The organism is Caproicibacter fermentans, from assembly GCF_009746625.1.
Taxonomy (GTDB): Bacteria; Bacillota; Clostridia; order Oscillospirales; family Acutalibacteraceae; genus Caproicibacter; species Caproicibacter fermentans.
Map to the genome: position 1 here is coordinate 21,853 of NZ_VWXL01000069.1, position 12,610 is coordinate 34,462.

General features: G+C 58.9%; 12 protein-coding genes. 5 read left to right on the forward strand and 7 right to left on the reverse strand.

Features of this window, described 5'->3' with window-relative positions:
• The first annotated feature begins 21 nt into the window (after positions 1–21).
• Positions 22–1,869 (forward strand): heavy metal translocating P-type ATPase, encoded by a 1,848-nt coding sequence (locus tag CAFE_RS12105; protein WP_156990802.1) that lies wholly within the window; start codon positions 22–24, stop codon positions 1,867–1,869.
• A gap of 374 nt (positions 1,870–2,243) precedes the next feature.
• Positions 2,244–2,816, forward strand: coding sequence for a DNA-3-methyladenine glycosylase I (locus tag CAFE_RS12110; protein ID WP_066643907.1), 573 nt, complete (start codon positions 2,244–2,246; stop codon positions 2,814–2,816).
• Between the two features lie 53 nt (positions 2,817–2,869).
• On the opposite strand, the gene CAFE_RS12115 is transcribed toward CAFE_RS12110, so the two are convergent.
• Together CAFE_RS12115 and CAFE_RS12120 are read right to left on the reverse strand one after the other, a co-directional pair.
• Complete coding sequence (locus CAFE_RS12115; RefSeq protein WP_156990803.1) at positions 2,870–4,648, reverse strand: [FeFe] hydrogenase, group A; 1,779 nt, start codon at positions 4,646–4,648, stop codon at positions 2,870–2,872.
• Positions 4,642–6,477, reverse strand: a complete 1,836-nt coding sequence (locus CAFE_RS12120) for an NAD(P)-binding protein (protein WP_156990804.1) — start codon at positions 6,475–6,477, stop codon at positions 4,642–4,644. The genes CAFE_RS12115 and CAFE_RS12120 overlap by 7 nt, the downstream gene beginning before the upstream one ends.
• 252 nt (positions 6,478–6,729) lie before the next feature.
• Between CAFE_RS12120 and CAFE_RS12125 the strand changes: the two genes are divergently transcribed.
• Together CAFE_RS12125 and aguB are read left to right on the forward strand one after the other, a co-directional pair.
• Entirely contained in the window at positions 6,730–7,761 is a 1,032-nt protein-coding gene (locus CAFE_RS12125; RefSeq protein WP_207645021.1) for an agmatine deiminase family protein, read from the forward strand.
• A gap of 5 nt (positions 7,762–7,766) precedes the next feature.
• Complete coding sequence (gene aguB, locus CAFE_RS12130; protein ID WP_156990805.1) at positions 7,767–8,642, forward strand: N-carbamoylputrescine amidase; 876 nt, start codon at positions 7,767–7,769, stop codon at positions 8,640–8,642.
• Positions 8,643–8,679: 37 nt separating this feature from the next.
• On the opposite strand, the gene CAFE_RS12135 is transcribed toward aguB, so the two are convergent.
• The 3 genes from CAFE_RS12135 to CAFE_RS12145 all read right to left on the reverse strand — a co-directional run bounded on the left by CAFE_RS12135 (position 8,680) and on the right by CAFE_RS12145 (position 11,405).
• Positions 8,680–9,474 carry an IclR family transcriptional regulator gene (locus CAFE_RS12135; RefSeq protein ID WP_066643904.1) on the reverse strand — a complete coding sequence of 265 codons (795 nt, stop codon included), beginning with the start codon at positions 9,472–9,474 and terminating at the stop codon, positions 8,680–8,682.
• Positions 9,471–10,430: a 2-hydroxyacid dehydrogenase gene (locus CAFE_RS12140; protein WP_066643903.1), complete on the reverse strand. Its 960-nt coding sequence runs from the start codon at positions 10,428–10,430 to the stop codon at positions 9,471–9,473. Before CAFE_RS12140 ends, CAFE_RS12135 begins: the two co-directional genes overlap by 4 nt.
• Positions 10,431–10,508: 78 nt before the next feature.
• Positions 10,509–11,405 carry a dihydrodipicolinate synthase family protein gene (locus tag CAFE_RS12145; RefSeq protein WP_066643902.1) on the reverse strand — a complete coding sequence of 299 codons (897 nt, stop codon included), beginning with the start codon at positions 11,403–11,405 and terminating at the stop codon, positions 10,509–10,511.
• A 149-nt stretch (positions 11,406–11,554) separates the two neighbouring features.
• Here CAFE_RS12145 and CAFE_RS19695 point away from each other — a divergent pair, with 149 nt between their 5' ends.
• Positions 11,555–11,728, forward strand: a complete 174-nt coding sequence (locus tag CAFE_RS19695; RefSeq protein ID WP_166525134.1) for a hypothetical protein — start codon at positions 11,555–11,557, stop codon at positions 11,726–11,728.
• 323 nt (positions 11,729–12,051) lie between these two features.
• Here the strand turns inward: CAFE_RS19695 and CAFE_RS12150 are convergent, their stop codons facing one another.
• Both CAFE_RS12150 and CAFE_RS12155 read right to left on the reverse strand, forming a co-directional pair.
• Positions 12,052–12,294, reverse strand: coding sequence for a hypothetical protein (locus CAFE_RS12150; RefSeq protein ID WP_066643901.1), 243 nt, complete (start codon positions 12,292–12,294; stop codon positions 12,052–12,054).
• Between the two features lie 36 nt (positions 12,295–12,330).
• Complete coding sequence (locus CAFE_RS12155; RefSeq protein ID WP_066643900.1) at positions 12,331–12,609, reverse strand: hypothetical protein; 279 nt, start codon at positions 12,607–12,609, stop codon at positions 12,331–12,333.
• Position 12,610 lies beyond the last annotated feature (1 nt).

Here is a 12,610-nt window from a genome sequence, read left to right on the forward strand (position 1 = left end):
ATCAAAGCAAGGAGCGGCGAAATGAATCACAAACAAAAAAGAATGCTGCTGCGCATCTGTGTAAGCGCTGTTCTTCTCGTCCTGTTACAATTCATTCCGACAACCGGTTTTTTTAAACTTCTTCTTTATCTGATTCCCTACGCCGTTGTCGGCGGTGATATTCTCTGGAAAGCGGTGCGCAATCTCGCGCACGGACAGGTATTCGACGAAAATTTTCTCATGTGCGTCGCAACGGTCGGCGCGTTCTGGACCGGTGAGTACCCCGAAGCCGCGGCGGTCATGCTGTTCTATCAGGTTGGCGAGCTGTTTCAAAGCTACGCGGTCGGCCGTTCCCGAAAGTCGATCTCCGACCTGATGGATATCCGGCCCGATTCCGCCAATTTAGAGGAAAACGGCGAAATGAGGCAGGTTGACCCGGAGGAGGTTCAGGTCGGCGATATCATCGTCGTCCGTCCCGGAGAAAAAATCCCGCTGGACGGCATTGTGACGGATGGAAGCTCAAGCGTAAACACCTCCGCCCTGACCGGCGAATCGCTTCCGCGTGAGGTGGGGACCGGCGACGAGGTCGTCAGCGGATGCGTCAATCTGAACGGCCTGCTGCGTGTGCGGGTCAGCCGTCCGTTCGAGGAATCCACTGTTTCCAAAATTCTGGAGCTGGTGGAAAATTCCGCCGCCAAAAAAGCGAAAGCGGAAAATTTCATCACCCGCTTTGCCCGCTACTACACCCCCGCGGTGGTCGGCGGCGCTCTGCTCCTCGCCGTGCTTCCTCCCCTGTTCTTCCACGGCGGGTGGAACGACTGGATTCAGAGGGCCTTGATCTTCCTTGTGATCTCCTGCCCCTGCGCGCTCGTCATCTCGATTCCGCTCAGCTTCTTCGGCGGCATCGGCGGCGCCTCGCGGCGCGGCATTCTCGTAAAGGGAGGCAACTATCTGGAAGCGCTTGCCCGGGCGGAAATCGTCGTGTTCGACAAAACGGGGACCCTGACCAAAGGCACGTTTCGCGTGACGGCGGTCCACCCGGAGCAGATTTCCGAGCAGAAGCTTCTCGACTTGGCCGCGCTGGCGGAAAGCTATTCCGAACACCCGATCTCCCGCTCCCTGAAAGAGGCCTGTAAAAAGGAGCCGGAGCGGTCGGAGGTGTCGGACGTACAGGAAATCGCGGGACAGGGCGTGCGCGTGAAAATCGGCGGCAAATCGGTCAGCGTGGGCAACGCCAAGCTGATGGAGCAAGAGGGCGTGCACGGCAGAGAGTGCGAACTGACCGGCACGATCGTCCATGTTGCAGTCGACGGGACGTATATGGGGCATATCGTGATTTCCGACGAAGTACGGGAAGACGCGCCCGAAGCGATTGCCGCGTTAAAACAGCTTGGCGTCCGCTCCTCCGTTATGCTGACCGGCGACGCCAAAGCCGTCGGGGAAGACGTCGCCGCGCGCCTCGGGATCGACGAAGTCCACGCCGAACTGCTGCCCGCCGGCAAGGTGGAGCAGGTCGAGCGCCTGCTCGGTCAAAAAACCGGACGCGGTAAGCTGGTGTTTGTCGGAGACGGCATCAACGACGCGCCTGTGCTCTCCCGCGCCGACATCGGCATCGCAATGGGGGGGCTTGGTTCCGACGCGGCAATCGAGGCCGCCGATGTCGTCCTGATGGACGACCATCCCTCCAAAATTGCGGACGCGATCCGCATTTCAAGAAGGACGCTCCTCATCGCCCGGCAGAATATTGTCTTCGCGCTGGGCGTAAAATTCATCGTGCTGACTCTTGGCGCGCTTGGGTTTGCCAACATGTGGGAAGCCGTTTTCGCGGACGTCGGAGTGTCGGTTCTCGCCATTCTGAACGCTTCGCGCGCGCTGAAAATGAAAGAATAATTTTCAATGAAAAGCAACCTCCCGGCAGGCTGGATCAGCCCGCCGGGAGGTTGCCGTTCTATTGGAAGCATCATTTCGCTTGTATTCTCAGAATTGTTCCGTTCTGATTATCGACGCAGCAAGCGGACGGAAGATGCCCCGGAGCAAGCATTACAGGCTTCCGGCGTCATGGCCTCCTCGTGGCGCAGGCGGTACCAGTCGCCATCAGAATCAGGCTCGCATCCAAGAAACATGACACCGTTGTTGCTTGTGTGCGCACCGACCACGCACATCATGATGTTAAAAGCAGGCGCTTGACAACAAACGTTCGAATCTTTTATAATAGTCATATCTTTTTATACCGCCGAGGTGAAAGACGAAAGGGGAATTCTGTTATGACGCGCTGCGGCTGGTGCGAATCCGACGATCTTTACCGGGCTTATCACGACGAGGAATGGGGCGTTCCCGTTCACGACGACCGAAAACACTTTGAATTCCTGATTCTGGAATCCGCGCAGGCAGGATTGAGCTGGATCACGATTCTGCGCAAACGCGAAGCGTACCGCGCGGCGTTCGACGGATTCGACCCGGAGAAGATCGCGGCCTACGGGGAAGATAAAATCGAGGAGCTGATGACCAACTCCGGCATTATCCGGAACCGCAGAAAAATTGAATCCGCGGTAAACAACGCGCGGCGTTTTCTGGAGGTGCAAAAGGAATTCGGCAGCTTCGACCAATACATCTGGGGATTCGTCGGCGGGAAGCCGGTCGTCGGGCATTACGACACGCTCGATGAGATTCCCGCGAAAACGGAGCTCTCCGAACAGGTCAGCCGCGACCTGAAAAAGCGCGGATTTCAGTTTCTCGGCCCGGTCATCGTTTACTCGCACCTTCAGGCGACCGGACTTGTGAACGATCATCTCGACTCGTGTTTTCGTAAAAAGCTCTGCGCTTCTCAACCATCATAAAGAACACAAAAGGCACGGGAAAACTCTCCCGCGCCTTTTGTGTTCCATGCTTTTTACCAGTCCGTCCGGTCCGGCTCCGCCGTCTCCCGCCCGGAGGCCCCGGGGGAAAGAGGCATCTTCCAAAGCCGGTGGTCCGTGTGCAGCAGCTCGTGCGCCCGGTGGGACAACGGCTTTTCCAGGTAATCCCGATACACGCGCAAAACTGCGGAATTTTCATGGGAAAAGCGGATTTTGCTGCTTTGGTCGAGTCCGTACAGATTTTCATTGCGAACGCCGGCGGGCTCTTCGCCCTCCAGAATCGGCTGCCCGCCGCCCCCGGAGCAGCCGCCGGGGCAGGCCATAACCTCCACGAAATCATAACGGGCTTTTCCGTTTTGCACCGCCTCAATCAGCCGCCTTGTGTTGCCCAGACCGCTCACGACCGCGACTTTCAGCGGCGTGCCGTTCAGGTCGAAAGCGGCTTCCTTCCATCCGTCCATGCCGCGCACTCGACGGAACGCGTCCGGGTCCGGGTTTTTCCCGGCGGTCAGGTAATACGCGCTTCGCAGCGCGGCCTCCATCACGCCGCCGGTCGCGCCGAAAATGACCCCCGCGCCCGATCCCTCGCCGAGAGGCGCGTCAAACTCCTCTTCGCCCAGCTCGCCGGCGCGGATATGCTCCGCGCGGATCATCCGGTCGATTTCGCGGGTGGTCAGCACAATGTCCACGTCATGCCCGCACCCCGCGCTGTTCATGGTCGGAAGCTCGGCCTCGTGCTTTTTCGCAATGCACGGCATGACGGAAACGCAGCAGATTCGTTCCGGTTCGATGCCGAGAAGCTTTGCGTAATAGCTCTTCGCGACCGCGCCGAACATCTGCTGCGGGGATTTCGCGGTGGAAAGCTGACCGACCAGATCCGGGTACTGCGATTTCAGGAAGCGGACCCAGCCCGGGCAGCAGGAGGTAAACATCGGCAGGGGATTGTCCCCGCGTGTTTTCAGCCGCCCCAGGAATTCGCTCCCCTCCTCCATGATGGTCAGGTCGGCGCTGAAGGTGGTGTCGAAAATATAATCGAAGCCCATTTTCCTCAGCGCGGAAACAAGCCGCTTCACAGTCGCCTGTTCCCTGCCGATTCCGAGTGATTCCCCCCATGCCGCGCGAACGGCGGGGGCGACTTGAACCACCGTGACCGTCTGCGGGTCCGCCAGCGCGGCGAAAGCCCGCTCCGTGTCGTCCCGTTCTCTCAGCGCGCCGACCGGGCAGTGGGTGATGCACTGCCCGCACAGCGCGCAGTCGGAATCCTCGATTTTGCGGTTCAGGGACACATCCACCGTCGTGCGGGAGCCGGTATTCGCGACATCCCAGATTCCCATGCCCTGAATCCGGTCGCAGACCTGAACGCAGCGCATACACTTGATGCACTTTGAAAAATCCCGGATCAGCGGAAACTCCCGGTTCCACGGGGAGTACGGCAGCTCCCTGCGGTAGGGAAGGTCAAGGATTCCAAGGTCGTTCGCCATGGACTGCAGGCTGCAGTTCCCGCTGCGCGCGCAGGTGGCGCAGTAACAGTCGTGCTGGGATAAAATCAGCTCCACGTTGGTCCGCCGCGCTTCGCGCACGCGGGGGCTGTTGGTGCGGATGACCATGCCCTCCTTCACCCGGTTGTTGCAGGCCGTGACCAGCCGGTCGGTCCCCTCCAGCTCCACCACGCAGACGCGGCAGGCTCCGATTTCATTGATTCCCTTTAAATAGCAGAGAGTGGGAATCGAAACTCCCGCCGCTGCGGCCGCTTCCAGAATCGTTGCCTCGTCCCGCGCGGCCAGGGGGGTTCCATTGATCGTGACGTTTACCATTTTGCAATCCTCCCCCCTTTGAAAATCCCGTAGCCGAAGTGGTCGCACCGCAGGCAGCGCGAGGATTCCTGCATCGCCTCTTCCAGAGTCATACCGTATTCAATCGCGTCAAAATCAGACTTCCGTTCACAGGCGGCGCGGTCCGTCAGGTTCACTCTCCCGCACGGCGGCCGGTCGCTCAGGTTCGCCTGCGGGATTTCGACGTCCGCCGTGATCTCATGGTTAAAGCCCAGATAATTGTCGATGTTCGCGGCGGCGACCTTTCCGGCCGCGATCGCGCGGATGACCGTCGCGGGGCCGCTGGCGCAGTCTCCGCCCGCGAACAGGTTCGCGACGTTTTCAATTCTGGCGCTGTTTTTCACCTGTATGGCGCCGCGGCTGACCGGAACCCCGAATTCCGCAAACGGGCCGTATTCAATGCTCTGCCCGATGGCGACGACGATCAGGTCGCACGGGGAGCGCAGCTCGCCGACATCCGCGTTTCTCGGGGACGGCCTTCCCGCCGAATCGATTTTCCCGATGATCTGCGGCCTGAGCCACAGCGCGGAAACATTTCCGTTTTCGTCCGATTCAATGCGCGACGGCGCGTGAAGGCTCAGCACCTCGCACCCCTCGCCCACGGCTCCCTCGACCTCCTCCGGCAGGGCGGTCATGTCCTTTTGCCTGCGGCGGTACACAATGCCGACGCGGGACGCGCCCAGCCGAACGGCGGAGCGGGCCACGTCCATTGCCACATTGCCGCCGCCGATCACCGCGACGCTCCGGCCGCTGAAATCCGGATTCTTTCCGTTTCCGATCTCCCGCAGCATTTCGACCGCCGAAACGACGCCTTCGCTTTCCTCGCCCGGAATCCCCAGCTTTTTGTCGGAGTGCGCGCCGATCGCGATATAAACCGCGTCGTATTCGCGCGTCAGGTCCGCAATCGGCAGGGCCCTGCCCACTTCCGCGCCGGTTTTCAGCTTAACGCCGGCCGAGAGAATGGCGTCGATATCCGCCTGAAGCTTTTCGCGCGGCAGGCGGTAGCTGGGAATCCCATATCGAAGCATCCCTCCCGGCAAGGGCTGCTTTTCATAAACCGTGACGCCGTGGCCCATCAGCGAAAGGTAGTACGCGGCGCTGAGTCCCCCCGGCCCCGCGCCGATGACGGCGACCCTTTTTCCGGTAGCCGGGGCCCTTTCGGGGACCGGAACGGTTCCGGCGTGGTCGGCCGCAAACCGCTTAAGCCCGCGGATGTTGACGGCGGCGTCGATCATGTTCCTGCGGCAGCGCGCTTCGCACGGATGCTCGCAGACGTATCCGCAGGAAGCCGGGAACGGATTGTCCTTCCGGATCAGGCGCACCGCGTCCGCATATCTTCCCGCCGCGACCAGAGCGATATAACCGGGAATATCCACCCCGGCGGGGCACAGCGCGACGCACGGCACCGGCTGGTTCAGGCTGCAGGTGCACCGTCCGTTCACAATGTGTTCCACATAGTCCCCGCGGAATCCGCGCACGCCGCGCAGAACCATTCCGGCCGCCTCCCAGCCGATCGCGCAGTCGGCGGTGCTGACAATCACGCGCGCCGTTTTTTCAATCAGGTCCAGCGTTTGCAGGGTGGCGCGGTGCTCCAGAACATCTTCCAGAAGCTTTTCCAGCTGCGCCAGCCCCACGCGGCAGGGCACGCACTTGCCGCAGGTCTGCGCCCTGCACAGCTTTAAAAAGGACGCCGCCAGATCGACCGGACAAAGTCCGGGCGGGCTTGCCGCGATCCGGCGCTCCAGGTCGCGGTAGAGCCCTTCCACCGTCGTCTGGGCTTTGTCCGGCGTTGCAACAACCAGTCTGCTCAAAGTATCTCCTCCCATTTCCACCGTAAGTTTCCAGCATATTGTTAAAATTATAACAATTAACTGCATACTTTACTGCCGTTTGCAGTTTTCAGATCTATTATAAACGAAAACATCTTTCCTTGTAAAGAAATTTTATCTATCTGTTAAAAACTGCATCTTTAGATTCTTCCGCATAAAGATATGTCCGCACGTGATGATTTTAAAAACGGGACATGCTATAATAAGATGAATTACGGCACAGGAGGACTGAGTATGACCGAAACCGGAAGAATGCCGGCGGAATGGGAGCCGCACGAAAGGACGCTGATTCAGTGGCCGGTGCGGAATTCTCTGATACACCCTGAAAATTATGAGGAGGTCTGCGCGGGTTACGCGGAGGCGGCCCGCGCCGCCGCAGAATTTGAACCCGTTACGGTGATCGCGGAGGAAGAAACCGCGCCGCAGGCCCGTCTGCACTGCGGGGATAAAATTGAAATCTTCACCGCCGCGCACAGCGACGCATGGGTTCGCGACAGCGGCCCGACGGTCGTGCAGGAAGAAAGCGGAGCCCGGCTCGGCATCCGCTGGCGCTTTAACGCGTGGGGCGGAAAATACGCCCCGTATGAGCCGGACCATGAAGCGGCGAGCGCGGTTCTGGAGCATCTGGGAATTCCGCGTCTGGACGCGCCGATCATTCTGGAAGGCGGTTCGATTCACACGGACGGACAGGGAACTCTGATGACCACCGAGCAGTGCCTGCTGAACCCGAACCGAAACCCGGACCGGACCCGGGCGGAAATTGAGGACATTCTGAAATCCTTGCTCGGCGTGACAACGATATTTTGGCTCAGGAGAGGGCTCGCGGGCGACGAAACGGACGGGCACGTGGACAACGCCGCGTGCTTTGCCCGGCCCGGCGCGGTGCTTCTGCAGGTCTGCGAGGATCCGAAGGATCCCAATTACGAAATCACACAGGAAAACCGTCGGATCCTGCTGAGCGCGACGGACGCGCGGGGCCGCCGCCCGGAGCTGATCGAAATTCCTCAGCCGCCCGCGCGCCGGTACGGCGGAGTCCGGCTGACCCTGAGCTATCTCAACTTTTATCTGGTCAACGGCGGTCTGATTCTCCCGGTCTTCGGCGGGGACGCCGCCGAAACCGACCGGTGTGCCGTTGAAATTCTGCAAAAAGCGTTTCCGGGCCGTAAGATTCGGACCGTCAACGGGATTCCGCTTGTGCGGGAGGGCGGAAACGTCCACTGCATTACCCAGCAGATTCCGCTGGCGCGCCGGGAATTGGAGGAATGAGCCTGATGAGAAACGTGGTTGTCGCGGCAACGCAGATGAGCTGCTGCGATTCAACGGAAAAAAACCTGATGAAAGCAGACCGGATGCTCCGCGAGGCAGCCGGACGGGGCGCGCAGATCATCCTGTTGCAGGAGCTGTTTGAAACCCCCTATTTTTGCCAAATGGAAGACCCCGCCGTTTACGGCTGGGCCTGTGAAACGGAACAAAATCCCGCGGTGCGGCATTTTCGCGAAGTGGCAAAAGAGCTTGGCGTAGTAATTCCCGTTAGTTTTTACGAAAAGAAAAACAACGCCCGGTATAATTCCATTGCAATCATCGACGCCGACGGCAGCCTGCTCGGTGTGTACCGGAAAAGCCATATTCCGGACGGCCCGGGGTATGAGGAAAAATTCTATTTCAGCCCCGGAGACACGGGCTTTCGGGTCTGGGAGACAAAGTTCGGAAAAATCGGCGTTGGCATCTGCTGGGACCAGTGGTTCCCGGAAGCGGCCCGCTGCATGGCTCTGCTCGGCGCGGAGCTGCTGTTTTACCCGACCGCGATCGGTTCGGAGCCGGAGGCCCCGGAGGTTGATTCCATGCAGCACTGGCAGCGCTGTATGGTCGGCCACGCCGCCTGCAATCTGGTTCCCGTGATCGCCTCAAACCGAGTCGGCGGCGAAAAGGCCGGCTCTTCCTCCATCGAGTTTTACGGTTCCTCCTTCATCGCGGGGCCTACGGGGGAAATTCTGGCGCAGGCCGGGCGAACGGAGGAAACCGTGCTGACCGCGGCGTTCGACCTGGACGCGCTCGAGGCGCAGCGCGCCGAATGGGGCGTGTTCCGCGACCGCAGGCCGGAGCTTTACCGTCCGCTGCTGACGCTGGACGGCATCACCGAAAAATAAGCCGAGGGGGCATGGCCGAAAGCCATGTCCCCTCAGTTTATTTGGAATAACCGAGAATTCCGGAAATTTCCTCCGCGGCCGCACGGATGATCGGCGCGGTCTTTTCAACGAATTTGTCGTCGATATGGAACACGGTGCCCGTCACGGAAAGGCCCGCGGCGATTTTCCCCGTAAAATCACGGACGGGGAACGCGACGCAGCGCGCGCCGATTTCGCATTCCTCGTTGTCGAACGCGTACCCGCGCCGGCGGATCGCTTCCAGCTCCGTGAAAATCGCCTCCGGCTCCGTCATCGTATTCCGGGTAAAGCGTTCCAGTGTTTCTTCGCGGAAAAAAACAGCCAGCTCTTCCCGCGAGCGGTTTAAAAGGAACAGCTTTCCGACTCCGGTGCAGTGCAGCGGCGAACTGCTGCCGATCCGCTGAAGGGAGCGGACGAGCTGATCCGGCCCGTCGACTACTTCGACGTAAACCGCGCGGTTTTCCTGTTCCACCGCAAGGCAGACGGATTCCCCGCACCGTACCGACAGCTCTTTCATCACCGGCCTTGCGATTCTGTTGAGCGGGTTCGCGTCGCGGATCTGCCCGGCCAGGCGGCAAAGCTGAAACGTGAGAAAATATTTCTGCGTTTCCGGGTCCTGCCGGACATAGCCCAGCTTCATCAGCGTGCGCAGAAACCGAATCGCCGTGCTGGGCGGGCAGCCGGTCAGCTCCGCCAGCCGCCTCAGCTGGACGGGCTCCCGGCAGGACGCCATCGCTTCCAGAATTCGAAACGCTTTTTCCACCGACTGGTTTTTTTTGAGCGGATCGCTCCGCTCCGGGATTTCTTCTCTCATCCGATTTTGCAGACGTTTTCCGGCGAGCCGGAGAGGTAAGCCGCCACGTTCGCAAATTCGATTTTCGCGCGCCGCAGCATCGATTCCTCCGAAGCAAACGCGACGTGTGGCGTGAGAAGAATATTTTTCGCGTGCAGCAGCGGGTATTCCTCCGGGATCGGCGGCTCCATGTCGAAAACATCGACGCCCGCACCCGCGATTTTACCGCTGTTCAGCGCGTCCGCAAGCGCCTGATTGTCAACGATCGCGCCGCGCGCGCAGTTAAGGAAAATCGAGCCCGGTTTCATCGCGTCGAACTGCTTTTTGCCGAAGGTTTTTCTGGTTTCCGCCGTCAAAGGAAGGTGCAGCGAAACGATATCGCTTTTTTGCAGCAGCTCTTCCAGCCCGGCGAACCGGATTCCCGCGGCCTTTGCTTCTTCCGACTCATGCCGCGCGCAGCCGAGCACCGTTGCCCCGAACGCTTTGAAAAGCTGCGCCGTGCGCACGCCGATGCGTCCGGTGCCGACAATGCCGACCGTGCGTCCGCAAATTTCGCGGCCGGTCAGGCCCGCCGCCGTCTTTCCGGTTCTGGTCGCCTCGTCCGCGGGGAGAATGTGGCGCAGCACCCCGATCGCGAGTCCCACCGCCAGCTCCGCCACGGTTTCATTCGAATACCCGGCGCAGTTGCAGACGGTCACGCCTTTTTTTCGGCAGGCCGCAAGACCCACATGGTCGATTCCCGTGAACGCGACCGCGAGCATTTTCAGCTTTTCGGCGGCCTCCACCACTTCATCCGGATAGGGGTTGTTCGCGATCATGACGACGTCGGAATCTTTGGAACGCTCCGCCAGTTCCTTTTTGTCGGTTGTTTTGGTGTCGTAATAAACAAACTCATGCCCCGCCTTTGTCAGCTCCGCCGACAGTTCGCGGACCACGCTTTCCGGCACGCCCAGGGGTTCCAACAGACTGATTTTCATCAATATCTCTTCCTTCTTTTCATATTTGATTCAGGCCGTGTTTTTTCTACGGCCGGTACTTGACGGACTCCGCTGTAATCAAACCAGTCCGGAGCTTTTCAAGATTTGTTCCAGCCGGTCTTTTTTCTCCTGCGTAAGAGGGAGCAGCGGTTTGCGCGGGCACCCTCCCTTGTAACCGACAAGGTCGCAGGCATATTTTAAACCCGGAACGCCAAACGCTCCGGTCACCGCCGCATTAACGGGGAACATTTTTTTGTTCAGCTCCAAAGCCTCCTGATATTTGCCCGCGTCGAAGAGGGTTTGAATTTCGGCGCATTCCCGCGGCGCGCAGTTACACAGCGCCATAACGCCGCCGCGGATTCCGAGCGCCAGCGCGGGATACCAGACCGAGGCCGTGCCGACCAGCAAATTGAACTCGCTGTCCAATCCCTCCGTCATCAGCGCGGTCATACGCCCGATATCGCCGGAGCTGTCCTTCATCCCGATGATGTTCGGGTGCCGGCTCAGGCGCGAGACCACCGACGGAGTCAAATTAATATGCGTAAATTTCGGCACATTATAAAGCAGAACAGGAATCTTGCTGCGGTCCGCGACTTCCGTAAAAAAAGCGTACTGGGCATCGTCGCCCATCGCCGCACCGTAAAAACCGGGCGTCAGTACCAAAGCCGCGTCCGCCCCCGCGTCCGCCGCCAGATTTGTCAGCCTGACGGTCGCTTCCGTCGATTCCAGCCCCGTGCCGACCATCAGAAGTTTGTCCTGCGCTTTGTGCTGCTTTGCAAGCCGCACCAGCCCCAGCTTTTCCTCCTCCGTCAAATAAGGCGTTTCACTGTTGGATCCCAGAATCAGGTAGCCCGCAAGGCCCGTCCGGTTCCATTTTTCAAGATTTGCGGCAAACGAATCGTAATCCACGCTTTCATCCTCGTGAAAGGGCGTAATGACGGGCGGAAACACTCCGGTAATTTCAAAATAAGCCATTTGGACTCCCTTCAATTTCACTAAGTAAAACCTATTTTTATTAACTGCAATCATCATAGCATTGAAACAACGATCTGTCAATCATCTCCTGTTTTCCGACGCATATTTGCCAGGATTCGCCATAGAATAAACATGAGGTGATGAGAAAAATGGATTACTCCGGATATCGTGAATTCCCGTTTCCATCCAGATTAAGCGAGGAGGAAGAAAAATTAAGGACCTATTTTCTTTCCCTTCCTGACAACGAACAGCTTCGTCTGCTGAACGGCAGCCGGTCGTATGAGGAGTTTCGCGGCCGGGTCGAGGAGAGAATGACGGCCTAGATTTTTTTCTGTTTTTTCATGGTTCCTTCACGGCTCGTCCATATTTTACCGGTAAACTTTCAATCGTGCCGGCAGAAGCCTTGTTTACAGAAGAATTCTCGCTGACCGCCCTTTCAGAGGGCGGTTTTCCATGGATGAAAAGGAGAAGGCCCATGAGTATTCTTTTCTTGCTGATTTTAATTGGAATCGGCGTATTGATTACGGGTATGGTCTGGAACATCGGCGGTTCCCGGCAGTAACGCCGGGCTGCCCCGCTGCTGATAGAATAAAAGAGGCCCGCCGGATTCGATCCCCGGCGGGCCCGCTTCGATATAGAAATTTTTCTAGTTGGTTTTGTCCTCTGAATTTCCGGTTCGTCTCCCGCCGCTGTCCTGAGGCGCGCCGGCCGCGGCGGCGTCAACCATTCCCTCGCCAACAATATAGGCGACGACCGAGCCGAGCGCCATGATAACCCCTGTAATCTGCGAGGTATCCGTCCCCGGGCTGAGCAGCGCGATGACGCCGACCGCCAGGCCCGCGACGGCAACCCAGAATTTTCTGGAGGACAGCTTTGCCTTCCAATCCATTGAAAAACCCTCTTTCCGCCGGAATCATCCGGCTTTTCATTTATGCAGCTCCTCCCGCAGTTCATCTATGCGGAAGTGAGCCTGTTTGGTTGACTGCTCCAAAACGACGACCCGTTCGACAATCGCCTCGATTCTGGCGCTGTTGGCCGCCTCCTGCTTTGTGATGCCTTCCAGTTTACTGTTGACCTGGCGAAGCACCTCCGCTGTTTTTCCGTCCTCACGGGCTTCCGATTTCATTCCCCGCAGCAGCGTAACCAGCAGCGCGAGAAAAGCAACCGAAGCGCTGATCAGGGCGATCCAGTTCTGCACCGACAAA

Coding starts and splice junctions, on each gene's coding strand:
- CAFE_RS12105 (WP_156990802.1), top strand. CDS start 22: ATGAATCACAAACAAAAAAGAATGCTGCTGCGCATCTGTGTAAGCGCT.
- CAFE_RS12110 (WP_066643907.1), top strand. CDS start 2,244: ATGACGCGCTGCGGCTGGTGCGAATCCGACGATCTTTACCGGGCTTAT.
- CAFE_RS12115 (WP_156990803.1), bottom strand. CDS start 4,648: ATGGTAAACGTCACGATCAATGGAACCCCCCTGGCCGCGCGGGACGAG.
- CAFE_RS12125 (WP_207645021.1), top strand. CDS start 6,730: ATGACCGAAACCGGAAGAATGCCGGCGGAATGGGAGCCGCACGAAAGG.
- aguB (WP_156990805.1), top strand. CDS start 7,767: ATGAGAAACGTGGTTGTCGCGGCAACGCAGATGAGCTGCTGCGATTCA.
- CAFE_RS12135 (WP_066643904.1), bottom strand. CDS start 9,474: ATGAGAGAAGAAATCCCGGAGCGGAGCGATCCGCTCAAAAAAAACCAG.
- CAFE_RS12140 (WP_066643903.1), bottom strand. CDS start 10,430: ATGAAAATCAGTCTGTTGGAACCCCTGGGCGTGCCGGAAAGCGTGGTC.
- CAFE_RS12145 (WP_066643902.1), bottom strand. CDS start 11,405: ATGGCTTATTTTGAAATTACCGGAGTGTTTCCGCCCGTCATTACGCCC.
- CAFE_RS19695 (WP_166525134.1), top strand. CDS start 11,555: ATGGATTACTCCGGATATCGTGAATTCCCGTTTCCATCCAGATTAAGC.
- CAFE_RS12150 (WP_066643901.1), bottom strand. CDS start 12,294: ATGGATTGGAAGGCAAAGCTGTCCTCCAGAAAATTCTGGGTTGCCGTC.